The sequence below is a fragment of the Nonomuraea sp. NPDC049625 genome (genome assembly GCF_040675285.1).
Lineage (GTDB): Bacteria > Actinomycetota > Actinomycetes > Streptosporangiales > Streptosporangiaceae > Nonomuraea > Nonomuraea angiospora_A.
Window position 1 is genome coordinate 524,870 of sequence record NZ_JBFAOQ010000005.1, and the last position, 24,608, is coordinate 549,477.

At 71.8% G+C, this 24,608-nt stretch carries 22 protein-coding genes; 7 read left to right on the plus strand and 15 right to left on the minus strand.

Annotated elements, in window-relative coordinates:
- Positions 1 to 3: 3 nt before the first annotated feature.
- From AB0J87_RS24955 to AB0J87_RS24975, 5 genes are all read right to left on the minus strand, one after another.
- Positions 4 to 585, minus strand: coding sequence for a CDP-alcohol phosphatidyltransferase family protein (locus AB0J87_RS24955; protein WP_319717518.1), 582 nt, complete (start codon positions 583 to 585; stop codon positions 4 to 6).
- 88 nt (positions 586 to 673) lie between these two features.
- Positions 674 to 1,510, minus strand: coding sequence for a GNAT family N-acetyltransferase (locus AB0J87_RS24960; RefSeq protein ID WP_363968734.1), 837 nt, complete (start codon positions 1,508 to 1,510; stop codon positions 674 to 676).
- The gene (locus AB0J87_RS24965) at positions 1,500 to 2,096 is read right to left on the minus strand and encodes a phosphoribosylanthranilate isomerase (protein ID WP_363968736.1); all 597 of its coding nucleotides are present in this window, start codon (positions 2,094 to 2,096) and stop codon (positions 1,500 to 1,502) included. Before AB0J87_RS24965 ends, AB0J87_RS24960 begins: the two co-directional genes overlap by 11 nt.
- Before the next feature lie 129 nt (positions 2,097 to 2,225).
- Complete coding sequence (locus AB0J87_RS24970) at positions 2,226 to 2,900, minus strand: response regulator transcription factor (RefSeq protein WP_192783287.1); 675 nt, start codon at positions 2,898 to 2,900, stop codon at positions 2,226 to 2,228.
- Positions 2,897 to 4,489, minus strand: coding sequence for a histidine kinase (locus AB0J87_RS24975; RefSeq protein WP_363968738.1), 1,593 nt, complete (start codon positions 4,487 to 4,489; stop codon positions 2,897 to 2,899). Before AB0J87_RS24975 ends, AB0J87_RS24970 begins: the two co-directional genes overlap by 4 nt.
- Positions 4,490 to 4,617: 128 nt before the next feature.
- Here AB0J87_RS24975 and AB0J87_RS24980 point away from each other — a divergent pair, with 128 nt between their 5' ends.
- On the plus strand, positions 4,618 to 5,208 hold the full coding sequence (locus AB0J87_RS24980) for a methyltransferase domain-containing protein (protein ID WP_363968740.1): 591 nt from the start codon (positions 4,618 to 4,620) through the stop codon (positions 5,206 to 5,208).
- A 191-nt stretch (positions 5,209 to 5,399) separates the two neighbouring features.
- On the opposite strand, the gene AB0J87_RS24985 is transcribed toward AB0J87_RS24980, so the two are convergent.
- The 5 genes from AB0J87_RS24985 to AB0J87_RS25005 all read right to left on the minus strand — a co-directional run bounded on the left by AB0J87_RS24985 (position 5,400) and on the right by AB0J87_RS25005 (position 9,544).
- Complete coding sequence (locus AB0J87_RS24985) at positions 5,400 to 6,182, minus strand: enoyl-CoA hydratase/isomerase family protein (protein WP_363968742.1); 783 nt, start codon at positions 6,180 to 6,182, stop codon at positions 5,400 to 5,402.
- Positions 6,176 to 7,093, minus strand: a complete 918-nt coding sequence (locus AB0J87_RS24990) for an alpha/beta hydrolase (protein WP_363968744.1) — start codon at positions 7,091 to 7,093, stop codon at positions 6,176 to 6,178. The genes AB0J87_RS24985 and AB0J87_RS24990 overlap by 7 nt, the downstream gene beginning before the upstream one ends.
- Before the next feature lie 9 nt (positions 7,094 to 7,102).
- On the minus strand, positions 7,103 to 7,789 hold the full coding sequence (locus tag AB0J87_RS24995) for a gamma-glutamyl-gamma-aminobutyrate hydrolase family protein (RefSeq protein ID WP_363968746.1): 687 nt from the start codon (positions 7,787 to 7,789) through the stop codon (positions 7,103 to 7,105).
- 372 nt (positions 7,790 to 8,161) lie between these two features.
- The gene (locus tag AB0J87_RS25000) at positions 8,162 to 8,461 is read right to left on the minus strand and encodes a molybdopterin synthase sulfur carrier subunit (RefSeq protein WP_192783282.1); all 300 of its coding nucleotides are present in this window, start codon (positions 8,459 to 8,461) and stop codon (positions 8,162 to 8,164) included.
- A gap of 3 nt (positions 8,462 to 8,464) precedes the next feature.
- The gene (locus tag AB0J87_RS25005; protein WP_363968748.1) at positions 8,465 to 9,544 is read right to left on the minus strand and encodes an exo-alpha-sialidase; all 1,080 of its coding nucleotides are present in this window, start codon (positions 9,542 to 9,544) and stop codon (positions 8,465 to 8,467) included.
- A gap of 178 nt (positions 9,545 to 9,722) precedes the next feature.
- On the opposite strand from AB0J87_RS25005, the gene AB0J87_RS25010 reads away from it, so the two are divergent.
- Positions 9,723 to 10,490, plus strand: coding sequence for a helix-turn-helix transcriptional regulator (locus tag AB0J87_RS25010; RefSeq protein ID WP_363968750.1), 768 nt, complete (start codon positions 9,723 to 9,725; stop codon positions 10,488 to 10,490).
- A gap of 70 nt (positions 10,491 to 10,560) precedes the next feature.
- Here AB0J87_RS25010 and AB0J87_RS25015 read toward each other — a convergent pair whose 3' ends face one another.
- Together AB0J87_RS25015 and AB0J87_RS25020 are read right to left on the minus strand one after the other, a co-directional pair.
- Positions 10,561 to 12,006, minus strand: coding sequence for a sialidase family protein (locus tag AB0J87_RS25015; protein WP_363968752.1), 1,446 nt, complete (start codon positions 12,004 to 12,006; stop codon positions 10,561 to 10,563).
- A gap of 66 nt (positions 12,007 to 12,072) precedes the next feature.
- Positions 12,073 to 13,191: a globin domain-containing protein gene (locus tag AB0J87_RS25020; RefSeq protein ID WP_363968754.1), complete on the minus strand. Its 1,119-nt coding sequence runs from the start codon at positions 13,189 to 13,191 to the stop codon at positions 12,073 to 12,075.
- A 306-nt stretch (positions 13,192 to 13,497) separates the two neighbouring features.
- On the opposite strand from AB0J87_RS25020, the gene AB0J87_RS25025 reads away from it, so the two are divergent.
- The gene (locus AB0J87_RS25025) at positions 13,498 to 13,788 is read left to right on the plus strand and encodes a hypothetical protein (protein WP_363968756.1); all 291 of its coding nucleotides are present in this window, start codon (positions 13,498 to 13,500) and stop codon (positions 13,786 to 13,788) included.
- A gap of 7 nt (positions 13,789 to 13,795) precedes the next feature.
- Here the strand turns inward: AB0J87_RS25025 and thyX are convergent, their stop codons facing one another.
- The 3 genes from thyX to AB0J87_RS25040 form a co-directional block, all read right to left on the minus strand.
- Entirely contained in the window at positions 13,796 to 14,530 is a 735-nt protein-coding gene (thyX, locus tag AB0J87_RS25030; RefSeq protein WP_363968758.1) for an FAD-dependent thymidylate synthase, read from the minus strand.
- A gap of 87 nt (positions 14,531 to 14,617) precedes the next feature.
- On the minus strand, positions 14,618 to 15,778 hold the full coding sequence (locus AB0J87_RS25035) for an amidohydrolase family protein (protein WP_363968760.1): 1,161 nt from the start codon (positions 15,776 to 15,778) through the stop codon (positions 14,618 to 14,620).
- Between the two features lie 50 nt (positions 15,779 to 15,828).
- On the minus strand, positions 15,829 to 17,955 hold the full coding sequence (locus AB0J87_RS25040) for an anthranilate synthase component I (protein WP_363968762.1): 2,127 nt from the start codon (positions 17,953 to 17,955) through the stop codon (positions 15,829 to 15,831).
- Between the two features lie 312 nt (positions 17,956 to 18,267).
- On the opposite strand from AB0J87_RS25040, the gene AB0J87_RS25045 reads away from it, so the two are divergent.
- From AB0J87_RS25045 to AB0J87_RS25060, 4 genes are all read left to right on the plus strand, one after another.
- Positions 18,268 to 19,458, plus strand: coding sequence for a cytochrome P450 (locus AB0J87_RS25045; RefSeq protein WP_363968764.1), 1,191 nt, complete (start codon positions 18,268 to 18,270; stop codon positions 19,456 to 19,458).
- Positions 19,455 to 20,285 (plus strand): oxidoreductase, encoded by an 831-nt coding sequence (locus AB0J87_RS25050; RefSeq protein ID WP_363968766.1) that lies wholly within the window; start codon positions 19,455 to 19,457, stop codon positions 20,283 to 20,285. The genes AB0J87_RS25045 and AB0J87_RS25050 overlap by 4 nt, the downstream gene beginning before the upstream one ends.
- On the plus strand, positions 20,282 to 20,905 hold the full coding sequence (locus tag AB0J87_RS25055; RefSeq protein ID WP_350734690.1) for a TetR/AcrR family transcriptional regulator: 624 nt from the start codon (positions 20,282 to 20,284) through the stop codon (positions 20,903 to 20,905). Before AB0J87_RS25050 ends, AB0J87_RS25055 begins: the two co-directional genes overlap by 4 nt.
- Positions 20,906 to 21,034: 129 nt before the next feature.
- Positions 21,035 to 24,556, plus strand: coding sequence for a S8 family serine peptidase (locus AB0J87_RS25060; protein ID WP_363968769.1), 3,522 nt, complete (start codon positions 21,035 to 21,037; stop codon positions 24,554 to 24,556).
- Positions 24,557 to 24,608: the final 52 nt, after the last annotated feature.

The window sequence follows — 24,608 nt, forward strand, 5'->3', positions numbered from 1 at the left end:
CGATCACTCCTTTTTGGCCGAGGTTACGAGTTGCAGCACCTGTACCACATACAACACGCCTGCCCACCAGTACAGGCCCGTTCCCCAAAGCGCGAACGCCCACCCGACAATTCGTGCTATATCGGCATACCACCCCGTATGGGAGGCAAGGAAGAGGAGAGGGAAGGCGTACATGAGGTTGAACATGGCAGCCTTGCCCAGGTAATGCACCTGAAGTGCCTTGTAGCCATGTTTGCGAAGTACGGGGATGAAACAGGCGACGAAGAGTTCGCGCCCCAGGATGACCACGACCAGCCACCACGGGATCACGTCGCGTAGCAGCAGGCCGATGATGGTGGCGAAGACGTAGAGCTTGTCGGCGGCGGGGTCGATGATCCGGCCGAGCCTGCTGGTCTGGTTGAAGGCGCGCGCGATCTTTCCGTCGAGCCAGTCCGTGAAACCGGCCACCGCGAGGATCGCGATGGCCCATCCGTCCGCCTTGGGCCCGAGAACCAGCCAGAGGAAGACGGGGACGCCGAGGAGTCGCAGGAAGCTCAGCAGGTTGGGAACCGTCCAGATACGGTCCTCGGCGGAAGTTTCGCTCACGAGCAGACCCTACTGCGTGGAACTCTGACACAGCGGTCCCGCATGGGGCGCTCACATTTCCGCCCTTCCCGCCCACCCCGGAGTGAGGTCAGGTGCGCAAGAAGGCGTGGGTGCGGCCCAGCTCCTCGAAGCCGAGCTCGGCGTAGAAGTCCTTCGGCCAGTCGGCCGCGTCGGCCACCAGGAAGATCAGCTCGGCCTCCGCCGCCTTGGCGAGCAGCGCGGTCATGAGGGCGCGCGCGTGCCCCTTGCCCCGATGATCCGCGCCGGTGAAGACGCTCTCGATCTGGGCCACGCCGCCGTGCTCGTACAGGTCGGCCCTGGCGGCGATCTCCCCGTCCGGGGCGCGTACCCCCCAGAAGCTCACCGCGTCGGCGCCGCGCAGCCGGCCCTCCACCCGCAGGGCGAGCCTGTCGATCACCTCGTCCGGCGCCTGCGGCAGCGTGTGGCGCCAGTCGCGCCGCAGCACCGGCAGCAGCTCGGCCAGGGAGATCCGCTCGGCCACCCCGGAGCCGGGCGGGGTCGCGCCGCGGAAGGCCATGATCAGGTTCGTCTCGTGCTCGTAGCCGGCGGCGAGGAACGCGGGCGCGAGCGCCGTACCGAGCCGGTCGTCGTCCACGCACACCAGCCGGTGCTCCCGCTCCGCGAGCACCTCGTCGGCCGCCCGCAGCAGCCGCTCCGCCGCCTCCCGGGCCTCCTCCGGAGTCTCCGGGACCGGCCCGGGGCCGACGATGAGCTTGTTGTCGTCGTGGGAGCCGGGATAGCGCCCGTCGATCACCGCGAACCCGCCCGGGACGGTCACCTCCCGCGGCGCCCTGCGGCGCGCGAAGGCGTGCTGGAAGCCCACCGCGCGAGCCAGGTCCGCGGCGCCGGTGTCCAGGGCCGCGTCCGGGGCCGCGGCCAGGTCCGCGGCGGGCTCAGCCGGCACGCCGCGCCGCCTCGAGGAACGCCCGGATGAGCGCCGAGTCCTTCACCCCGGGCGAGGTCTCCACGCCGCTGGACACGTCGACGCCCCACGGGGCGGCCGCCGCGATCGCCTCCGCCACGTTCGACGGGGCGAGCCCGCCGGCCAGCAGCCACTGCCCCGACGCGCGGCCGCGGACGGCCGCCCAGTCCCACGCCTGCCCGGACCCGGCGTGCGGCGCGTCCACGAGGAGCAGGTCCTCGTCGTAGGCCCCGCAGCGCAGGTCGGCCTCCGCGTCGACGGCCCTGATCAGCCGGAGGCCGAGGTCCTTGAGCGCGGTGAAGTCGCCGTGCGGGTGCCTGCCGTGCAGCTGGATGGCCCGTACGCCGGACGCCAGCGCCGCCGCGCGCACCGTGTCAGGGTCCTCGCCGCGGAACACCCCCACGGTCAGCACCTGGGCGGGCACCAGCGCGGCCAGCTCCGCGGCCCGCTCGGGCGCGATCATGCGCGGGCTCCGGGTCATGACGAACCCGATCGCGTCCGCGCCCGCCTCGACGGCGGTGGTCACATGCTCGGGCTCGCTCAACCCGCAGATCTTCACATACACCACACCCCCGACCCTAGCGGCGGCGGGGGCCACCGGTGACCATGCCCACGCCGGTCCACCCGGAGGATGAGCGGCCGTCCCCCGTCCGGCGGACGAGCGGGGCGGGTTCATGGGTGGGGTCAGGGGCGGGGGTCAGGGGCGAGGCAGGCGTACCGGGCGGAAGGAGGCGTCCACGAGGCCGGTGCGGTGGGCCACGACGGCGGCCTGGATGCGGTTGCGCAGCCCCAGCTTCTCCATGGCCGCCGCGATGTGGGTCTTGACCGTCGTCACGCCCACGTGCAGCTCCTCCGCGATCTCCGCGTTGGACAGCCCGGTGCCGACCAGGGCGAGCACCTCCAGCTCGCGTTCGGTCAGCCCTGCGGGCGGGGGCGCGGCGGCCTGCTCCTCGGCGTCCAGGAACCGCTCCACGACCCGGCGCAGCACCGACGGCGCCAGGAGCTGCTCCCCCGCCGCCGCCCGGCGCACGGCGTCCACCATGCGCTCCGGTTCGTCGTCCTTGACCAGGAATCCGACCGCGCCGGCCCGCAGGGCCGCGTACACGTTGGCGTCCTCCGCGAACGTCGTCAGCACCACGATCCGGGCGCCCGGCCGGGCGGCGAGCACGCGTTTGATCGCCTCCAGCCCGTCGACCCTGGGCATGCGCAGGTCCATGAGGATCACGTCGGGCAGGTGGCGCTCGGCCAGGCGGACCGCCTCGGCCCCGTCCACGGCCTCCCCCACGACCTCCATGTCGCCCGTGGCCTGCAGCAGCATCCGCACGCCCGCCCGTACGAGCGCCTGGTCGTCGGCCACCAGCACGCGGATCATGCGACGCTCCTGGCCGGGAGGCTGGCGGCCAGGAGCCAGCCGCCCTCTCCGTCGGGCCCGGCGGAGAGGGTGCCGCCGAGGGTGCGGACGCGTTCGCGCATGCCGGCCAGGCCGCGCCCGGACGAGGGCAGGCGCTCGACGACGGTGGGCGGGCGGCCGTTGCGGATCCGTACGGACAGGCCCTCCGCCGAGGGGGTGACGCTGACCCGGACCTCGGTGCCGGGGCCGGCGTGTTTGAGCACGTTCGTGAGTCCTTCCTGGACGATGCGGGCGGCGGAGGCCCTGGCGATGAGGGGCGCCCGGTCGGTGGCGGGGTCGAGTTCGAGGTCGACGACGAGCCCGGCGGCGGCCATGCGTTCGGCGGACTCGCGGACCACGTCGGCGGGGTTGGCCAGCAGGTCGGGCTGGCGTTCGGGGTCGCGCAGCAGGTCGAGCAGGTCGCGCAGGTCCTGCAGCACCTGGTGTCCCGTCTCGCGGATGTCGGTGAGCGCGTCGGCGACGGGGCCGTCGGGGGCGGTGTAGCGGGCGGCGCTGGCCCGCAGGACCATGGCGCCCACGTGGTGGGCCACGATGTCGTGCACGTCGCGGGCGATGCGCTCGCGTTCGGCGAGCTGGTCGGCGCGCACCTGGGCGACGGCCGCGCGGGCCGCCTCCTCGGCGCGCAGCCGCTCGGCGGCCGCCGCGGCCTGCCGCATGCCGAGGTAGCGGCCGATGGCGATCGGCGTGGCCACCAGCGTCATGAGGATGCCGACGCGGAACGGCGTGGTCTGGGTCTCCTGGCCGACGACGGCGATCGCGGTCAGCATGCAGCCGGCGGCGTAGGCGATGATCGTCCACGCCCAGGAGGTCACCCGCATCGCGAACACGCCGATCGCGATGAGCGTGAGGATCACGCAGGTGTTGACGACCTGGTTCAGATAGGTGTCGGCGGAGACGAGCAGCGCGCCCTGCAGCAGGAGCACCACCCCGGGCAGCCGCCGGGCGATGCCCAGCGACAGGCCGCCGACCACGGCGAGCAGGCCGACCACCCAGACGGGCTGGGTGCCCGCGTGCCAGGAGGTCCAGGTGCTGAGCACGGTGATCGCGACCCCGCCCGCCGCCAGCAGCGCGTCGGGGGTGACGTCCCGCTCCTCCAGCGGCCCCGCCGAGCCGCGCAGGTACGCCCCGAGCACGGCCGGGAAGACCGCCAGGAAGACCGAGTACACCCAGGTGTTCATGACGACCGGGATGCCGGGGTCGACGATGTTCATCGCGGTCGCGACCATCGCGGCGGCCACGGCGAGCACAGTGCCCCGCCAGCCGGAGCGGTATCCCACGACTCCGAGCGCCACGCAGACCAGGATCTGCGCCGTGTTGGACGTGAACGACCCGAGCTGGTCGGTCACCACCAGGAGCCCGGCCAGGTAGAGCGCGACGGGCACCGGCCGGCGCCGGACGAGCCCCATGGGCAGGCCCACCAGCAGCGCCATCGGGATGTTCATCTCGGCGGGCAGGTATCTGGTGTCGCCCGCGTGCGCCGTCGTCAACAGGTCCAGGCCCACACCTGAGACCGCGAGCAGGACATCCAGCGGCAAACCACGCCAACGCATGGACTCACGGTATCCGTGGAGCTTGTCGGCGGGGGTCCTCCTTGCGGAGGACCCCGTCTCCTCCAAGTGGCCGGAGGTCCGCCCGGAGGGCGGAGCGTCCACCCGCGATCTTGCCTTAGGTTCGGGGCATGCCCAATGACTCCGCACTTTTTCTCGGCCAGTTCTTCCGGGCGCCGACCACGATCGGGGCGGTCGCCCCCAGTTCGCGGTGGCTGGCCTCGGCTGTCTGCGCCCCGATCCCCGAGCGCGGCGAACCGACGGTGGTCGAGCTCGGCCCGGGCACGGGCCCGTTCACGGCGGAGATCCAGCAGCGGCTGGGCGGGCGTGGCCACCACCTGGCCGTGGAGGTCAACGAGCCCATGGCGCGGCTCCTGGCGGCCCGGTTTCCGGCCGTTGACGTGGTGAACGCCGATGCGGCGCGGCTGGGCGAGTTGCTGGCCGAGCGCGGGTTGCAGCAGGCGGACGTGGTGGTGAGCGGGTTGCCGTGGGCGGCGTTCCCGCAGGAGTTGCAGCATGCGCTGTTGAGTGCGGTGACGTCGGTGATGAGCCCTGGTGCGGCGTTCACGACGTTCTCCTACATTCACGCCATCCCGCTGAGCTCAGCGCGCCGGTTCCGGGCGCTGCTGGCCGAGCGGTTCGAGGAGGTCGTGCCGGGGCGTACGGTGTGGCGCAACACGCCGCCCGCCTTCGTCTTCCACGCGCGCCGCCCCCGCTCATAGGACGGGCACGTAAATCTCCGGCAAAGCTTCGGCGGAGGCGGCCGTGGTGCGCGCAGGCCGGGGTGAGTCTCTGCCTCGTCCCCGGAGCAACGTTCTCGGCCTCGGTGAACAAGCCCTCGGCATCCGCGCGGCGACCAGGCCGTCCCCGTCCACCCCCCGCTACCCGGACGCGGGGGAAGCACACCCGCGGATCAGCCGAACGACGGCGGCCGCTTCTCCCGCACCGCGCGCACGCCCTCGACCACGTCGGGGCCGGTGAAACCGAGGAACTCCATGGCCAGCGAGGCGTCGAACGAGGGCCCGGCCAGGCGCAGCCAGTTGTTGAGCGAGTATTTGGTCAGCCTGATCGCCTCCTGAGAGCCGGAGGCGAGCCTGACCGCGATCTCCATGGCCTTGTCGTGCACCTGGTCGTCGTCCACGCACAGGCTGACCAGCCCCATCCGCTCGGCCTGCTCGCCCGTGACGGGCTCGCACAGCAGCAGGTGGTATTTCGCCTTGGCCAGGCCGCACAGCAGCGGCCACACGATGGCCGCGTGGTCGCCGGCCGCGACGCCGAGCCTGGTGTGCCCGTCGATGATCCGCGCCGTACGGCCGGCGACGGAGATGTCGGCCAGCAGGGCCACGGCGAGCCCCGCGCCGACCGCCGGCCCCTGGATCGCCGAGACGATCGGCTTGGAGCAGTTGAGGACGTTGTAGACGATGTCGCGGGCCTCGGCGAACACGCGCAGCCTGGTCGCGTGGTCGAGGGTCATCTCCTCGATCATGGACAGGTCGCCGCCCGCGGAGAACGCCTCGCCCTCTCCCCTGACGACGACGGCCCTGACGCTGTCGTCCCGGTCGGCGTCGCGCCAGATCTCGCCCAGCTCGCGGTGGGCGGTCGCGTCCACGGCGTTGAGCCGGCCCGGCTCGCTGATCGTGACCCGCAGGACGCCGTCGGCCGGAGTGTCGATCGTGAGCTTGTCGTACGTCACCATGACCCCCGCAGCCGCTCCGCGACGTACTCGCGGGCCTCGACCGCCTGGTCGAACAGGCCCGGCAGGCCGAAGAAGCCGTGCACGGCGCCGTCCCATCTGCGGCTCTGCGCCGGCACGCCCGACTCCGCCAGGCGCCGGGCGTAGTGCTCGCCCTCGTCTCTCAGCACGTCGTACTCGGCCGTCACCACGGTCGCGGGCGCCAGGCCGGCGACGTCGGGCAGCCGCAGCGGCGACAGCCGCGGGCCGGCGGGGTCGGCGTCACCGGCGTACTGCCTGGCGTACCACGCCAGCTCGGCGGCGCCGAGCGCGTAACCCTTGGCGTATTCGGCGTGGCTGGGCGTGTCCATGGCCAGGTCGAGCACCGGGCAGACGAGCGCCTGGTGCGTGAGGCCCAGCCCGGCGTCGCGGGCCTGCCAGGCGGCGACGGCGGCCAGGTTGCCGCCCGCGCCCTCGCCGACGACCGCGACGCCGCCGTTGCCCTGGTAGAAGGCCGGCCGGGCGAACAGGTCGCGCACGACGGTCCACGCGTCGTCGGCGGCGGCCGGGAACGGGTGCTCGGGCGCGAGCCGGTAGTCCACGGACACCACCACCGCGCCCGTGCGGATCGCCAGGTCGCGGCAGAGCCGGTCGCTCCGTTTGACGCCGCCGTAGACCCAGCCGCCGCCGTGGAAGAAGACCGCGACGGGCAGCGCGCCGTCGCCGGGGTCGGCGCGGTAGATCCTGATGGGCACGCCCTCGGCCTGCTCGTCACGGACGAAGGGGAGCTTGGTGAGCGGGCCGCGGTGGATCGCCACCCGGTCGGGCTGCGCGCGCGTCTCCTGGATCTCTTCCGGGCCGAACGCGTCGTAGTCGGTGCCCGCGTCCGGCACGTAACGGGCGAGATAATCCCGCGCCTGAGGGTGCAGCGGCATGATCGCAGCCTATCGGGCCGCCTCGATGAACGCATCGAAGATCCGCGCATCTCCGTCACTCTCCGGATGCCATTGGACACCCACACCGAACCGGTGCCCCTGCAACTCGATCCCCTCCACGATCTGGTCCTCGGCCCAGGCCACGGCCAGCAGGCCGGTGCCGAGGCGGCGTACGGACTGGTGGTGAGGGGCGCTGACCTCGACCCGGTCGCCCACGGCCTTGCCGAGCTTGCTGGAGACGCTGACCTGGATCGTGTGGGTCGCGCCCGGCTCGCCGTGGCGGTCGCTGTCGAGCACCTCGGGCAGCCAGGGGATCAGCGTGCCGCCCTGGGCGACGTTGAGCACGTGCATGCCCCTGGCGATGGCCAGGATCGGCAGGTCGGCGCGGACGGCGGCCCTGGCCAGGGCCAGCTCGAACCGGTCGCGGTGCTGCTGCGGCTCGGCCACCCGCTCGTCGGGCTCGCCGCCGTAGTTGCCCGCGCCGAGCTCCACACCGTCGGCCAGGACGATGCCCTGCAGGCCGCTGATGTAGTCCTCGATGGCGGGGGTGCCGATCGGCGGGAGCATCACGGGAGCGCCCCCGGCCCGCCCGACCGCCCTGGCGTAGGAGGGGGGCGACAGTACGGCCTCGCGTACGTAGTCGCTCCAGCGGGCGGCTTCGAAGTAGGCGGTGATACCGATGAGCGGTCGGGACATGCGATCTCCAGGGGGCAAGGTGGAGTCCGTGCCGCCATCAGCCTGTCAAGATGACGGCCGCATGCCCCATCATGGCGCAAGGTCTTTCCGATATGTCAGGTCTCCCAAAGATCTACCACGTCTGTCCCCACCCTGACGCCACGCCCCCTCCGCCGGCACGACGCGACGGGCCGGGGCGGGCGCGGCGTGGTACGCCTTCGGGCCTCCCCACTCAAGCACCCACCTCGCCTCCAGCCGCCCTACACCGGCGGTCCTGGCGGCGCTCGCGCGCACGCGGGTGCGGCCGCGGGGCGCTGGGTTGCGGGCGCGGGTGAGGAGTGGGGTGTTGAGGTGCCGGGGTGGGCGTGGGGTTGGGGTGGGTGGGGTGGTGGGTTACGTGAGGGTGGGGGTTACGTAGATCTCGGCGCCCGGGGGGAGGGCGCAGTCGAGGTAGCCGAGTCCGTGGGCGTTCTCGCCGCACACGATCATGTTGATGTGCCGGCGGATCCGCCCGTACTCGTCGCGTAGCCGCTCCTCCAGCAGCGGATGCGTACGCCGGAGCATGTCGAGGGCCGCTCCCAGGGTGGGCGGCGAGTCGCGGTCGGCGGCCACGGCGAAGACCTTGACCTCCGAGCGCCCGCTCACCCAGCGCCGCAGCATGCCCGGGAGCACGAAGACGACCATCGTGACCATCGGCTAGAGCACCGCCGCCCGCACGGTGAGCACGTCGGGCAGGTGGCGGACGACCGGTGACCAGGTCTCGCCGCCGTCGCGCGAGCCGTGGACCTCGCCGTCGCGCGTGCCGAAGAACACCCCCGCCTCCGAGGCCGTCATCGCGTCACGCAGCACGGCCGCGTGCACGGGGCCCTCGGGCAGGCCCGAGGCGAACGGCTGCCAGGTCGCGCCCGCGTCGTCGCTGCGGAAGACGCGGTAGCGGTGGCCGACCGGGGTGCGGTCGATGTCGGCCGTCAGGGGCAGCACGAAGACCGTGTCGGGCCGGGACGGGTGGACCGCGATCGGGAAGCCGAAGTCGGACGGCAGGCCGGCGCCGATGTCGTGCCAGGCCTCGCCGAAGTCGTCGCTGCGGTAGACGCCGAAGTGGTGCTGGAGGTAGAGCCGCTCGGGCCGGGAGGGGTGCATGGCGACCTTGTGCACGCACTGCCCGAACTCCGGATATTGCGCCCCCTCGGGCAGGAACGCGGCCCGGATGTTGCGGTTGGCGGCCTGCCACGACAGCCCGCCGTCGAAGGAGCGGTAGAAGCCGCCGGTGGAGATCGCGACGCCGATGATCCGCGGGTCGGTCGAGTGCGGGACGATGGTGTGCAGGCACAGGCCGCCGCCGCCCGGCTGCCACTGCGGCCGGTGCGGGTGCTCCCACAGGCCCTCGACCAGCTGGTACGTGACGCCGCCGTCCTCCGAGCGGAACAGCGCGCCCGGCTCGACCCCGGCCCACACCACCCCCGGCTCGGACGGCGAGGGCGCGAGCTGCCACACCCTGGTCAGGGTCGCCTCGGTCTTCTCCGGGAAGGCGATGGGCGGCTGCTCCGCCTCCTTCCACGTCTTCCCGAGGTCATCCGAATACATGACGGACGGACCGAAATGGCCGTATTCGATCCCGGCCAGGAGCCGGGGTGAGGGGCCTCTCGTGTCGATCGCCACCGAGTGCACCCCGACCGTCGAGAACTGGATCGGCTCGACGTCGAACGGACCGCCGCCGGTGGAGCGGGCGAGGAAGAGGCCCTTGCGGGTGCCGATCGCGAGCAGTGTGTCACTCATGGCGTGCTCCCTTGTTGGTCTGCGGCCATCGTGCCACGCAGGGCCGACAGTCTCAGAGGACTGGGAGTTTTCGGCCCGCGAAGCCGCATTACCTGGGGGGTAATCGTGACGCTTCCCTCCAGCGGCTACTGTGCCGGGCATGGGAGCAGTAGCCGTAAAAGAAGAGACATTTGGTGAGTTGTTGCGTTCGTGGCGGCAGCGGCGGCGGGTGAGCCAGCTGGACCTGGCCATCGAGGCCGACGTTTCGGCCCGCCACATCAGTTTTCTGGAGACCGGGCGCGCCCGGCCGAGCCGCGAGATGGTGATGAAGCTGGCCGAGGAGCTGGATGTGCCGCTGCGGCAGCGCAACAGGCTGCTGATGTCCGCCGGGTTCGCTCCGGTCTATCCGGAACGCGAGGTCCGCGCTCCGGAGATGGAGGTCGTACGGCAGGCACTGGACAAGATCCTGGCGGGGCACGAGCCGTACCCGGCGGTCGTGGTGGACGCGGCCTGGAACCTGGTGGCGGCCAACTCGGCGGCCGCGATGTTCATGGACGGGGTGCCCGCCGAGCTGCTGAAGGAGCCGATCAACGTGATGCGGCTCTCGCTGCACCCCGACGCGATGGGCGGCCGGCTGCTGAACCTGGCCGAGGTCCGGGCGCACCTGCTCTACCAGCTGCGCAGGCAGGCCGAGGGGTCGGGCGACGCGCGGCTGGCCGCGCTGCACGACGAGCTGGCCTCGTACGAGTATCCGGGGGTGGACCTGAACGTGGCGCACGTGCCGGGCCCCGCCGACATCCTGGTGCCGCTGCGGATCGCGGCCGGTGACCGGGTGCTGTCGATGTTCACGACGATCGCGACGTTCGGGACGCCGGTGGACGTGACGGTCGCCGAGCTGGCCATCGAGACGTTCTGGCCGAACGACGAGGAGACCGCCGCCGCGTTCCACCAGGGCCTGCGGGGTTAGCGGGCGGGCCCCCTCCTCGCCTCCGGGGTCAGCCGGAGGGCCGGGCGCCCCAGCGGGCGGACTGGGCGCCTCAGCGGGCGGGGGCGGGCGGGCCGGGCAGTTCCTCGCCGGCCGCGATCGGCGCCTCGATGGCGAGCGTGGGGCGGCCTCCGCCGGTGATCGGCAGCCCGCCCGTGACGGTGTAGGTACGCATGTCGAACGCCCCGCCCGCCGGCGCCGCCGCGGCGGTGAAGGCCACGTGGGCGTTGCCGCCGGGGACGACCGAGGTGGAGATGTAGTCGCCCGCCATGCGGCCGTGCGCGGAGTCGGCGAGCCAGTCGAGCTCCATCGGCCCGTGCAGCTCGACGGGGGCCGACCAGCTCGCCCCGCCGTTGGCGGAGGAGGTGTAGCCGACCGTGAGGCGGCAGGTGGCGGCCGTGCAGGCGGCGGACGGGTAGCGGTAGTAGGCGAGCGCCAGCCGGGCCGTCTCGCCCGCGCCGGCGGGGTCGACGCCGAGGCCGGGGATGAAGTGGTCGCCGCCGTCGTCCGTGACGCGCAGGATGTGACTCCACTCCGCGCCCGTGGCCGAGGTGCTCATGACGATGTCGTTGCCGCCGCAGCTGAGCTGGAAGCGGCAGTCGGACCAGGCGACGTACACGGTGCCGGCGGCGTCCACCTCGGCCGAGGGCAGGGGCGCGGCCCGCAGCCCGCCCGCGACCTTGTGCCGCTGCACGGTGGCGACGAGCACGCTGCGGCCCCAGCTCTCGCCGCCGTCGCGGGAGCGCAGGGAGCGGATCTGGCCCTCGTCGCTCAGGTACGGGACGACGAGGGCGCCGTTCGGCCGCACGACCGGCTGCCCGCCCAGCCCGGTCGCGGACGTGCCGGTCTCGGCCCAGGTCAGGCCGCCGTCGGAGGAGCGGGCCACCTTGATCGCGTTGCCCGCGGCGACGTCGTCGTAGACCGCGTAGCAGCGCCCGTAGTACGGGCTGCGGGCGCCGTTGTCGCAGGCGACCCAGCTCTTGTCCAGGTCGCCCCCGCCCGCGACGGCGGTCGTGACGGGATCGCTCCAGGTCAGGCCGCCGTCGGCGGAGCGGCTGGTGAGCACCGCCGCCCCGGTGACCCCGTCCTGGTCGGTGAGCGCCAGCGAGGAGATCAGCCAGACGCCGTGCCGGGCGTCGTAGGCCACCGACGGGTCGCTGGCCCGCCCGTGCACGCCGCCGCCGGACGTGGTGATCCCCGGCAGCACGCCCCTGGTCCAGGTGGCGCCGTTGTCGGCCGAGGTCGCGTACGCGATGCCGGACGCCCCGCCGTCGAAGAACCTGCCGATCTGCTGGGCGGTCACGATCGTCGTGCCCGCCTGGAAGGTGTCGGGCCCGGCCTGAGTGCCCGCCTGAAACGTGTCGGGCCCCGCCTGCGGGGCGGTCCCCAGCTCCGTCAGCGGGAGGGCCTCCGACGACGCCAGGGCGGGCAGCGGGATCAGGAGGAGCACCAGGGTCAGCAGCCCGCCGATTCCTCGGCGCCGGGCGGGGGATGGCACAGTCCACCTCCACGTTGGCGTGTCATCCTCCACCTCGCACCTTTCGACCCGAAGTGTCAAGATCTGTCAGCGTTCGGCCTGGACGATGTCCCGGTGAATGCGTGACAGAGGCACGCCGTCGATCTGGAGGCGGCGTACGGTCTCGTTGACCATGCCGGGCGGGCCGCACACGTACACGTCGTGCTCGGCCCAGGAGTGGAAGCGCTGCACGACCTCGGGCAGGTGGCCGCGCATCCCGCCGTACCCCGGCTGGCCGGACACCACGGGCAGCACCCGCAGCCAGGGGAACGACGACTCCATCCTGATCAGGTCGGGCAGGTCGTAGAGCTCCTCGACCGTGCGCGCGCCGTACAGCAGGTGGATGTTGGGCCGGCGGCCGGAGGCGATGATGTGCTCGATGATCGCCTTCAGCGGGGCCAGGCCGGTGCCGCCCGCCACGCACAAGACGTCGCGCAGGCTGCTCTCGCACGGCCCCATCGTGCCCATCGGCGGGCCCAGCAGCAGCGTGTCGCCGATGCGGGTGTGCCTGATGAGCGTGCTGGACACCCAGCCGCCGGGGACCGAGCGGACGTGCAGCCTGAGCGTGTTGTCGGCGCGCGGCGCGTTCGCGATGGAGTACGTGCGCCAGACCCTCGGCCAGCGCGGGGTCTGCACGTTGAGGTACTGGCCCGGCGTGTACGGCAGCCGCTCGGCCGGCCGCAGCGTGAGGACCGCGATGTCGAGGTGGCGCCGCTCATGGTCGATCACCTCCGCCGGCCACCAGGCGGGCGAGACCCCGGAGTCGGACGCGGCCGACTCGATCATGAGCTTGGCGGCCGCCGTGTAGGCGGCGACCCAGGCGGCCTCGATCTCGTGGTTCCAGATCTCGGCGGCGAAGCGGCGGATGGTGGCGAGCAGGGCGTTGCCGACGGCGGTGTAGTGCTCGGCGATCACGCCGTACTTGCGGTGGTCCCTCCCCAACTGGCCCAGGTACGTCGCGAGGCTGCCCGGGCTGTCCAGGCTCCACACGATGCGGGTCAACGCGCTGAACAGGCGGTCCCGCTGGACGTCCATGGCGGGCGGGAACATGCCCCGCAGATGCGGGCTCTCGGCGAACAGCCGGCCGTAGAAGTAGGCCGTCGCCTTGTCGGCCACCGGTTCGATGACGGAGAAACTCTCTTTTACCAGGCGCGGATTCAACGACATTTACCAACCCCACCTATGGACCGGAATCGGGTTCCGGTCGTGTCGTTCACCTCCCTGACGGCTCCGGGTCTTGAGCGCGCGGCCCCTCCCCGGTACAACCGATGCGCTCAAAATTGAGTGTTACACCACTGATGACGCGTCACAACCGTTTCTCCTCAATACGGTGCGAAGCCAACCATCTGTAGTTACCTCGTTATGTCTCGCATACGAATTTCGGACGGAAAATGCGAGGAAAAATCGTATTTGCCGGTGGAGTTGGCGCTGGGAGCCATTCCCGTCCCAGCGCGAGGGGCGTACCATCCGGCCATGGCAGCGCTCCATCCCAGGCGCGTGGCCTGGGAAGGCGCCCGGATCTTCGTCTCCGCCGCGAACACGGACGCCTACTGGTGGCTCAGCGACACGGTCGGCCACCGCCTGGGGCCCATGTACCAGTCGCAGTTGTGCGAGACGCGGAGGCGGCTGCAGGCGCAGGCGGACGCGATCCACGCGGAGGCGGGCGCGTGGCGGGCCCGCCTGGACGAACTCCTCGACACCCACCCCGCGACCGCGTCGATCCTCACTCAGATGATCAGCGAGACCACGTCCCGCCTGCCCTGAGGCGAGGTCAGGGGCAGACCCGCCCGTTGGCCTCGAACGCCGCGTGGGTCAGAGGCATGAGCTCCGCCCACAAGGCCTCCATCTTCTCGGCGACCATCTCGATCTCACGCTGCGGGAACGACGGGAACGTGGAGTCCTCGCGCTTGACCCGCAGCGACAGGAAGTTCATCAGGGCGCGGGCGTTGCAGGTGGCGTACATCGAGGAGTAGAGGCCCACCGGCAGCACCGTACGGGCCACCTCGCGCGCCACCCCCGCCTCGAGCATTTCCAGATAGGCCCGATAGGACTGCCGGTAGCTCTCCTGGGTCGCCTCGGTCACCAGCTTGTGCTGCTCGGCGGTGCCGTCCAGGAACACGTACTTGCCGGGCTTTCCTTCCTGCACCAGCTTCCGCTCAGGCCCGGGCACATAGAAAACCGGCGTCAACTTCCGATACCTGCCGGACTCCTCGTTATAGGAAAAGGTCCGGTGCCTCATGAATTCCCGGAAAACGAAGATCGGCGCACTGACGTAGAAGGTCATGGAAGAGTGCTCGAACGGCGTGCCGTGCCGGTCGCGTATCAGGTAGTTGATGAGGCCCTTGGAACGCTGGGGATCGGCCTCGATCTCCTCCAGCGAGCTCTCACCCTTCGTGGAGACGCGCGCGGCCCACAGCACGTCGGCGTCCGACGCGGCGGCCTTGACCAGCTCCACGTCCACGTCGCTGCGGAACGTGATCTCGGCCTCGGGTTCGACAGTGCCCACGAAGAGCCCCCCTGCTCAGGTCGGGTGTTGTGACGGCCCCCAGCAAACCAGGTCGAGGCCGCCCGGCGCGAGTCGGCCCCCCGGGACTCACAGGCGGTAGACGCGGCGGGCGTTCCCCGAGCCGATCATGTGGGCGATCCGGGCGGCGTCCGCGGCGCTCCACTCCCCCGCCGCCAGCCTCGACCCGAGCGCCGCGCCGAGCGCCTGCCGGTAGTAGAGCGCGCCCAGGTAGCAGGTTTCGGCCACCCCGTGGCAGCCGGAGCTGAACAGCAGTTTATGGAACGGCGCCAGCTCCAGCAGCTCGTCCACGGCCCTGGCCGAGGCGGCGGCGGTGTGCGGGAGCGCGAGGCCGACGTCCACGTAGACGTGCGGGTGGACGCCGGCGAGGTAGGCGGCCTGGCGGTGGAACGGGTAGCAGTGCAGCAGGATGAGCGGCACTCCGACCGGCTGCAGCATCCTGGCGAACGCGCCCAGCCGGCCCGGGTCGGTGCGGTGCAGGTCGGGCCCCGAGCCGCCGAAACCGGTGTGGAACTGCACGGGCAGCCCTCTTTCCCTGGCCACGTCGACCGCGCTCCAGAGCAGGTGGCGCAGCAGGACCTCGTCCGTCAGCGGCTGCTTCGGGTCCGACAGCCGCCGGTTGGCCGCCGCGATCACCGCTCCCCTGGTGGGCCTGGCCGGGTCGAAGTCGAGGCCGTACAGCGACGCGACGACGGTCTTCAGCCCGACCGCCCGGGCGGCCCTGGCGGTCAGCTCCTCGCCGACGCCGTCGAGGTAGTCCACGGCCAGCGGGGCCTCCTCGGCCACGTCCCGCTCGATCTGCTCGATCCGTACGAGCTCGTCGGCGGCGGCCCCGCCGTGGCGGCCCATCTCGGTGGCCGTCAGCAGGTCGACGTCCCCCGGGCCAATGTCAGCGGGCGCGGTGTCCACCAGGAACGCCACCACCCCGGCCCCGGCCAGCAGCCGCCGGTTGACCTCGGCCGCGCCCAGCTCCTCCCGGCGCGAGACGTAGACGGCCGGCGGGGCGTGCGGCTCCAGGTCGAGCAGCGGCGCGCACCAGCGGCGCACGGCCACCCCGAGCGGCGCGTCGAAGTGGGTGGTGCCGGGCGGCGCCGGGCTGCCGCCCTCGTTGATGAGCAGTTCGAACTCGGCTCTGCTCAGATCGTCCCGCCGCACCCCGTGACAGTGGTGGTCGACGAGCGGGGCCAGCAGCGCGTCACGCACCGTGCCGGGCAGGTCTACGGGGAGCATGCGGAGACTCTAGGGGAGCCCCGCACGCTCCCGCGGCGGTTTTACCGTAGTTATCTGCGGGACAGACGCAGCACGTTCGCGATGACCTTCGCGCCCGCGCCGCCCTCCTGCGTGAGGATCGACTCGGGGTGGAACTGCACGGCGAAGCGCCGCCGCTCGACGTCCTCGATCGCCATGACGTTGCCGTCGGGCGTGAGCGCGGTCGCGGCGAAGCCGACGACGCCGGGCTGCTTGGCGTGCAGCGAGTGGTAGCGGGCCGCGGTGAACTCGTCGGGCAGCCCCTCCAGCAGCGCGCTGTCGGCGATCCGCGAGACCTGGCCGCGCTTGCCGTGCTCGGGGTAACCGAGCAGCTCCAGCGTGCCGCCGGCCTGCTCGACCATGGCCTGCAGGCCCAGGCAGACGCCGAAGACCGGCAGGTCGCGGGCGTAGATCTGGTCGATCAGCGCCGACATGCCGAAGTCGGACGGCCAGCCGGGCCCCGGCGAGAGCACCACCAGGTCGGGCGCGATCTCGTCGATCATGTGGGCCGGGAAGCCGTGGCGCAGCGTCACCACGTCGGCCCCTTCCTGGCGGAAGTAGTCGGCCAGCGTGTTGACGAAGGAGTCCTCGTGGTCGACGAGCAGCACCTTCATGCCCTGGCCCGGTTGCGGCCTGGGCTCGGGGACCGGGACGGTGCCCGGCCGGTTCACCGCGGCCAGGGCGCCGAGCAGGGCGCTGGCCTTGAGCTCGGTCTCGCGCTCCTCCGCTTCGGGGTCGGAGTCGAACAGCAGCGTCGCCCCGGCCCTGACCGTCGCCACGCCGTTCTTGATCTGGGCGGTACGCAGGGTCAGGCCGGTGTTCATGGAGCCGTCGAAGCCGATGAAGCCGATGGCGCCGCCGTACCACCTGCGGGTCGTGGCCTCGTGGTCCTCGATGAACTGCATGGCCCACGTCTTGGGCGCGCCGGTGACCGTCACGGCCCACATGTGGGTGAGGAACGCGTCGAGCGCGTCGAACTCCGGCCGCAGCCGCCCCTCGATGTGGTCGACCGTGTGGATCAGGCGGGAGTAGAGCTCGATCTGGCGGCGCCCGATGACCTTGACCGTGCCGGGGACGCAGATGCGCGACTTGTCGTTGCGGTCGACGTCGGTGCACATGGTCAGCTCCGACTCCTCCTTGACGCTGGACAGGAGGGTGCGGATGGCCTCGGCGTCCTCGACCGGGTTGCTGCCGCGGGCGATGGTGCCGGAGATGGGGCAGGTCTCGACGCGGTCGCCGCTGACCCGGACGTACATCTCGGGCGAGGCGCCGACCAGGTGCTCGCCCTCGCCGAGGCTGATGATGAACTCGTACGGCGCCGGGTTGCTCTGCCGCAGGCCGCGGTAGAAGGCCGACGGGTCGGCGCAGACGGAGTGGAAGACCTGCCCGGGCACGACCTCGAACAGGTCGCCGCGCTTGAACCTCTCCTTCGCGGCCGCCACGACCTTGGCGTACGTGCCCTTCTCCGGGTTCTCGGGCAGCTCGCCGGGGGTGACGGGCTCGGCGGTGGCGCCGGTGCGCTCCAGGCCGCGGGTGGTGGCGCCGTCGACGGTGAACTCGTAGCGGAATTCGACGCTGGACTCGCGCTGCCGGTCGATCACGATGATGCGGTCGGGCAGGTGGAGGACGAGGTCTCGCTGGTCGTCGGGGCGGACGAGCTCCTGCCTGATGGGCTCGAACTGGAAGGCCAGGTCGTAGCCGAACGCGCCGTACAGGCCGAGGTGCGGGTCGTCGCCCTTGAAGGCGGCGATGACCTCGCGGATCGCGGTGAACACCGTGGGCCGGCGGCTGCGCATCTCCTCCGGCAGCAGGTCCTCCGACTCGGGGACGTACACCTCGACGCGGTCCGGCGTCGGCTCGGCGACCGGCTTCCCGGCGGCCAGCAGGCAGGAGGCGACGGCGGGCAGCACGACCCTGCCGCGCTCGTTCAGCGCGGTCGCTGAGATGACGCGGCCCTTGGCGACCAGCTCCAGGCACGGGTCGACGTAGCCGAAGGCCCATCGGCTGTAACGGCCCGGGTAGTCCATGCCCGAGGAGAACGCGCCGCCGCGCCTGTGCCCGAGCGAGGTCACGATCTCTTCGAGTGCGGCCTCGTCCACCTCACGCGCCTCGCGCTCGACACCGATGCCCCCGGCGGTGGTATATCCGCTCGTCTCCACTTCCTGCCCCTTTACCACGTCAAATGATCGAGCCCCGGGGGCGGACACGCGAAAGGCCGCCATCCGGGGCGGCCGTCCGTTGAGGAATGCGAAACACGCGCCGCCTAGGAGCGGCGCCACCACTGGAGCTGAGCGTGACTTCGCATGCGAACAGGTTAACCGGCGGACCATGATCGCGCAACGCCGACCCGCCCCCCTGCCGACGTACGGCGCGCCAGCCCCCTCGCGCCCGGTGAGCGGCCGAGGGTGGGGTGGGTGCGCGAGTTTGAATACAGAGCTGTACTGTATTCATGGATCGAGAGGAGAACCACGATGTCCGAGACCGAGGCGATCACCCTCCCCACCCTGCGGCCGAACCCGTTCGACCCTCCCGACGGCCTCGCCGAGCTGCGCGCGACCGCCCCCATCACTCGCCTCGCCTACCCCGACGGCCACCTGGGCTGGCTGGTCACCAGCCACGCGCTCGTGCGCGAGGTGCTGGCCGACCGGCGCTTCAGCACCCGCACCGAGCTGCGGCACGTCCCCATCGAGAGCACCACCACGGGCCGGCCGAGCCCGCCCGGGATGTTCATCGGGATGGACCCGCCCGATCACACCCGTTACCGGCAGTTGCTCACCGGCGAGTTCACGGTGCGCAGGATGCGCATGCTCACCGAGCGCATCGAGGAGGTCACCGAGCGGCAGCTCGACCTCATGGAGCGGCAGGGCCCGCCGGCCGACCTGGTGGAGGCGTTCGCGGCGCCGGTGCCGGCGGTGGTGATCTGCGAGCTGCTCGGCGTGCCCGACGAGGAGCGGGCGGGCTTCATGGCCGAGGCCACCGAGCTGGTGCGCCCGGACGCCCCGCAGGAGCGGAAGGTCTCCACGTTCCTGACGATGCAGGCGCGCATCCGCGACCTGGTCGTGGCCAAGCGGGCCGAGCCCACCGACGACATGCTCAGCGGCCTGACCAGGAGCGACCTCTCCGACGAGGAGCTGGCCAACATCGGGTTCCTGCTCCTGGGCTCCGGCCTCGACACCACCGCCAACATGCTCGCCCTGGGCACGTTCGCGCTGCTGCGCCATCCCGGCCAGCTGGCCGTCCTGCGCGACGAGCCCGGCCGGGTGGACCAGATGGTGGAGGAGCTGCTGCGCTACCTCACGATCGTCCCCTTCCTCGTCCGTACGGCGCTGGAGGACGTCGAGCTGGGCGGCGAGCTGGTCAGGGCCGGTGAGACGGTCACCGTCTCGATGCCGTCCGCCAACCGCGACCCGGGCCGCTTCCCCGACCCGGACGTCCTCGACCTGCGCCGGGACACCGGCGGGCACGTGGGCTTCGGCCACGGCGTGCACCAGTGCCTGGGCCAGCAGCTGGCCAGGGTGGAGATGCGGGCCGGCTATCCGGCGCTGTTCAGGCGGTTCCCGTCGCTGCGGCTGGCGGTCGAGCCGGAGCAGGTGCCGCTCCGTACCGACATGCTCATCTACGGGGTCCACAGCCTCCCGGTGACCTGGGACGTCCGGGGATGAGCGGCGTCAAGGGCAGGGTCTGCCTCGTCACGGGCGCGTCGTCCGGCATCGGCCGCGCCACCGCGCTGGAGCTCCTGCGCGCCGGCCACACCGTGTACGGCCTGGCGCGCCGCGTGGAGCGGATGGACGCGCTCCGCGACGCCGGCGGCCACGCGATCGGCGCGGACGTGACCAAGGACGCCGACCTGGAGCGGGCCGTGCGGACGGTCCTCGACGAGCAGGGGCGCATCGACGTGCTGGTGAACAACGCGGGCACCTCCGTGTACGGCGCCACCGAGGAGGTGCCGATGGAGCGGGCGCGGCAGGTGTTCGAGGTCAACCTGTTCGGCCTGGCGCGGCTGACCCAGCTCGTCCTGCCGCACATGCGCGAGCGCCGCTCCGGCACGATCGTCAACATCTCCTCGATCGGCGGCGAGATCGCCCTGCCGCTGGGCGCCTGGTACCACGCCTCCAAGCACGCGCTGGAAGGGTATTCCGACTCGCTCCGGGAGGAGGTGGGGCGGTTCGGGGTGCGGGTCGTGGTGGTGCAGCCCGGGATCATCAAGACGGAGTTCGGCGACGACACGCCGCGCGAGCTGCGGGAGATCTCGGGGCACGGGGCATACGCGGACGACGCGGAGTGGATGGCGCGGCGGAGCGAGGCGGGGTTCGGGCCGGGCAGCAAGGCGTCGGACCCGAGCGTGGTGGGCCGGGCCGTCGTGCGGATCGTGGCCGCGCGCGACCCGAAACCCCGCTACGCCGTCGGCTACCTGGCCGGGCTGCTGCTGTGGGTCAATAGACTCCTGCCGGACCGCCTCTACGACAAGATGGTGACCCGCCGCGCATGATGACCACCGACGACCTCGGCACGACCGGCACGCGAGCCGCGCGACCGGCCGGACGGCCGCGCAACCAGGAGGCCGACACGGCCATCCTGGCGGCCGCGCTCGACCTGCTCATCGAGTACGGCGCCCAGCAGACCAGCATCGAGCAGGTCGCCAAGCGGGCCGGTGTGACGAGGGCGACGGTCTACCGCAGGTACACCGACAAGACGGCGCTGCTGGTGCGCACCCTGAAGTGGGCTTTGCACGACAACGACCCGGCGCTCACCGGCTGGCGCGACCTGGACCACATGTTCGAAGAATGGGCGCTGCATCTCGCCGATCCGCGTAACCGGGTCCTGCTCCGGCGGGTCTTCGGCACGGTCGACGACTATCCCGAGCTGGTGCGGACGTACCGGGAGAGCAACGGCGGGCGGCGGGCGGCGGTGGTGCGCGAGGCGCTGACCGCGGCCCGCGAGCGCGGGGAGCTCCCGCCCGACCTCGACGTGGACGTGGTGCAGGAGCTGCTGACCAGCGCGGTGACGGGCCATCTGGTCGGCCGTCCCGACGACGAGGGCGCCGAGGAGATCAAGGCGTACTTCCTTACGATCATGCGACAGGTCGGTTACCGGCGACATATCAGCTGACCAGATTACATTTCAGGCAGTCACGTTACATTTCGCGACACCTCTTGCTTTCCCGACACGATCTCTTCACGCTTCTCGACAGAAGCGTAAAGATCACCTCTTGTCTCGAGGGACTCGAAGGAGAGTCGCGTGCCCAACACCCCCCGCTGGCGTGCGGTCCTGGCCGGGATCGCCGTCATCGCAGGCTTATGCGTGCCGCAGGCCCCGGCGCTGGCCGCCCCGGAGCCCGCGAAGATCGACGCCGCCGTCCAGGCGCAGCTCGACAAGGACGACAAGGCCACCTTCTGGGTCCGGCTGAAAGGGGCGGCCGACCTGAGCGGCGCCCGCCGGGCCGTCACCAAGGACACGAAGGCCGAGCTGGTCTTCGAGGCCAAGACCGAACGGGCCGCCGCCTCCCAGGCGGGCCTGCGCAAGCTGCTCGACTCCCGCCGCACCGACTACACCCCGTACTGGATCGTCAACGCCGTACGGGTGACCGCCGACGCGAAGCTCGCGGGCGAGATCGCCAAGCTGGCCGAGGTCGAGAGCATCCAGCCGGTCCGCACCGTCAAGCTGCCGGACCCCACGCCGGGCAAGGCCGAAGCCAAGGTGAACGTCGCGGACTCGGCGACATCAGAAGTCGCCGTCGAGTGGAACATCGACCGCGTCAACGCCCCTCGTGTCTGGAGCGAGCTGGGCAACCGCGGCGAGGGCATCGTGATCGCCCACATCGACTCCGGCGCCCAGTTCGACCACCCCGAGCTGGTGCAGAGCTACCGGGGCAGGAACCAGGACGGCACGTTCACGCACGACTACAACTGGTTCGACCCGGCGCGCGTCTGCCCGACCGCCGCGCCGTGCGACAACAACGGCCACGGCACGCACACCATGGGCACGATGGTCGGCGCGAACGGCATCGGCGTCGCGCCCGGCGCCAAGTGGATCGCCGCCAAGGGCTGCGAGGTCAACACCTGCACCGACGCCTCCCTGCTGGCGGCCGGGCAGTGGGTCCTGGCGCCGACCGACCTGAACGGCCGGAACCCGCGCCCCGACCTGGCCCCCGACATCGTCAACAACTCCTGGGGCGGCGACGGGTACGACCCCTGGTACAAGGAGACGGTCGAGGCGTGGGTCGCGGCCGGGATCTTCCCGGCGTTCGCCAACGGCAACGAGGGCCCCGCCTGCCGCACCAGCGGCTCGCCCGGCCAGTACGTGGAGAGCTACAGCGCGGGCGGCTTCGACATCAACAACACGTTGTACAACCGCTCCAGCAAGGGCGAGGGCGAGAACGGCGAGATCAAGCCGAACATCGCGGCCCCGGCCGTCAACGTGCGCTCCTCGACCCCGGGCAACTCCTACGAAAGCTTCACCGGCACCTCGATGGCCTCGCCGCACGTGGCGGCCACGGTCGCGCTGATCTGGTCCGGCTCGCCCGGCCTGCAGGGCAAGGTGGCGGCCACCCGGCCGCTGCTCGACAGCACCGCCGTCGACGTCAGCGACACCAGCTGCGGCGGCACCGCGGCCGACAACAACGTCTGGGGCGAGGGCCGGCTCGACACGTACGCCGCCGTGCAGGCCGCGCCGCACGAGGACCTCGGCGACCTGCGCGGCACCGTCACCTCGGCCGGCTCGCCCGTGGCGGGCGTGACGATCACGCTCTCGGGGCCGCTGAGCCGTACCGTGACGACCGGCCAGGACGGCACGTACGCCGTGCCGCGCCTGCTGCCGGGCGACTACCAGGTCAGCGCGGAGAAGTTCGGCTACGAGAAGGCGAGCGCGACGGCCACGATCGCGGCCGGGCAGGCCGCGACCGCGGACGTGTCCATGACCAGGCTGCAGTCCGGCGTGGTGTCCGGCACGGTCAGCACCGCGGGCACGCCGGAGGCGGGCGCGACGGTGGAGGCCACCGGCACGCCGGTGAGCGCCGTGACCGACGCCTCGGGCCGCTACAGCCTGACGCTGCCGCGGGGCGACTACGAGCTGCGGATCACGCCGGTGTCCCGCTGCTCCAGCGGCACGACGGCGTCCGTCTCGGTGGCCGGTGACGTGACCAAGGACATCGAGCTGCCGCTGCGCGGCGACAACTTCGGCTACACCTGCAGGAGCGGTGCCCAGGCGTACGTGGCGGGCACCGAGAAGCTGGCGCTGAGCGGCGACGACGAGGCCGTGCAGGTGACGCTGCCGTTCCCGATCCCGTACTACGGCACGGGGTACGGCAAGGCGTGGATCGGCACGAACGGGTACGTCTCGTTCGCCACCGACCGGGTCACCACCGGCAGCAACGGCCGGCTGCCGACCACGACCACGCCCAACAACGCGGTCTACCCGTACTGGGACGACCTCATCATGGACGCCCAGGCCGGGGTCTACACCGGGGTGACGGGCACGGCGCCGCACCGGACGTTCGTCGTGGAGTGGCGCAACGCCGGCTTCTACAACGCCGCCGGCCTGCGGGTGTCGTTCTCGGCGCTGCTGGGTGAGGACGGCTCGATCGCCTTCCGGTACAAGGACATCGACAGTGAGCGCGAGCAGGGCTCCAGCGCCACCATCGGCATCGAGAACGCGGGCGGCACCGACGCCATGCTCTACTCCTACGAGGAGCCGGTGGTGTCCACCGGGCAGGGCCTGACGTTCACGGCCAGCCGGCACGGCCTGGTCACCGGCGCGGTCACCGACGCCAACGACGGCAAGCCGCTGGCCGGGGCGACGGTGAAGGTGGGCGACGTGGCCACGTTCACGACCGCCGAGGACGGCTCGTTCTACGGGCAGGTGCTGGCCGGCGACTACGAGGTCGTGGTGTCCAAGGAGCACTACGGCACCTTCACCAAGGCCGTCACGGTCGCGCCCACCACGGTGACGCGGATCGACACGGCGCTGGTCACCGGCCAGGTGAGCGCGTCGGCGGGCGAGCTGACCGTGGTGATGCCGGCCGGGTCCACCCGCACCAGGACGCTGGAGCTGACGAACCTGGGCGCGCCGACTCCGTACACGGTGGCCTCGGAGCCGTGGTTCGCCACGACGCCGGCCTCGGGCGAGCTGGCCAAGGGGCAGAAGGTGACCCTGAAGGCCACGCTCTCCAGCGCGGGCGTCGCGCCCGGCACGGTCAAGACCGGCACGCTCCTCGTCCGGTCGGCCAGCGGCCGGCAGCCGACCATCGAGATCAAGGTCTCGGTCGTGGTGCCGAAGCTGCAGGTCGCCATCGACACGGGCGCCACGAAGAACGTGGTCGACGGCGCCGGTGACACCTGGACGCCGGACAAGAAGTACGCGGCGGGCAGCTACGGCTACGTGGCCACCTCGACCAGCACGTCGAGCACGTCCAAGACCATCGCGGGCACCGCCGACCAGGCGCTGTTCAGGACCGCCAGGGAGAAGATGCTGGAGTACCGCTTCGACAACGTGCCCGCCGGCACGTACACGGTCGAGCTGGACTTCGCCGATCTGAAGAGCACGCAGCCGGGCAAGCGGGTCTTCGACGTCCTCGTCGAGGGGCAGCTGGCGATCCCGGCGCTCGACCTGGCCCTGGAGGCGGGCACGTACACGGCGGTGAGCAGGCAGTACACGGTGAAGGTCACCGACGGCCAGCTCAACGTGCGCTTCGCCACCCGGCAGGGCGCCACGATCGTGAACGCCGTCCGCATCTCGGAGCGCCCCGACCGGGCGACCCCGTAGCGGCCCACGGGTGCCCCCGGGCTGTCACGGCCCGGGGGCATCTGTTACTGGT

Coding starts and splice junctions, on each gene's coding strand:
- AB0J87_RS25045 (WP_363968764.1), top strand. CDS start 18,268: ATGTCCGAGACCGAGGCGATCACCCTCCCCACCCTGCGGCCGAACCCG.
- AB0J87_RS25035 (WP_363968760.1), bottom strand. CDS start 15,778: ATGCTCCCCGTAGACCTGCCCGGCACGGTGCGTGACGCGCTGCTGGCC.
- AB0J87_RS25000 (WP_192783282.1), bottom strand. CDS start 8,461: ATGGTCACGATGGTCGTCTTCGTGCTCCCGGGCATGCTGCGGCGCTGG.
- AB0J87_RS24985 (WP_363968742.1), bottom strand. CDS start 6,182: ATGGTGACGTACGACAAGCTCACGATCGACACTCCGGCCGACGGCGTC.
- AB0J87_RS25005 (WP_363968748.1), bottom strand. CDS start 9,544: ATGAGTGACACACTGCTCGCGATCGGCACCCGCAAGGGCCTCTTCCTC.
- AB0J87_RS25025 (WP_363968756.1), top strand. CDS start 13,498: ATGGCAGCGCTCCATCCCAGGCGCGTGGCCTGGGAAGGCGCCCGGATC.
- AB0J87_RS25055 (WP_350734690.1), top strand. CDS start 20,282: ATGATGACCACCGACGACCTCGGCACGACCGGCACGCGAGCCGCGCGA.
- AB0J87_RS25050 (WP_363968766.1), top strand. CDS start 19,455: ATGAGCGGCGTCAAGGGCAGGGTCTGCCTCGTCACGGGCGCGTCGTCC.
- AB0J87_RS24970 (WP_192783287.1), bottom strand. CDS start 2,900: ATGATCCGCGTGCTGGTGGCCGACGACCAGGCGCTCGTACGGGCGGGC.
- AB0J87_RS25020 (WP_363968754.1), bottom strand. CDS start 13,191: ATGTCGTTGAATCCGCGCCTGGTAAAAGAGAGTTTCTCCGTCATCGAA.
- AB0J87_RS24975 (WP_363968738.1), bottom strand. CDS start 4,489: ATGCGTTGGCGTGGTTTGCCGCTGGATGTCCTGCTCGCGGTCTCAGGT.
- AB0J87_RS24990 (WP_363968744.1), bottom strand. CDS start 7,093: ATGCCGCTGCACCCTCAGGCGCGGGATTATCTCGCCCGTTACGTGCCG.
- AB0J87_RS24980 (WP_363968740.1), top strand. CDS start 4,618: ATGCCCAATGACTCCGCACTTTTTCTCGGCCAGTTCTTCCGGGCGCCG.
- AB0J87_RS24995 (WP_363968746.1), bottom strand. CDS start 7,789: ATGTCCCGACCGCTCATCGGTATCACCGCCTACTTCGAAGCCGCCCGC.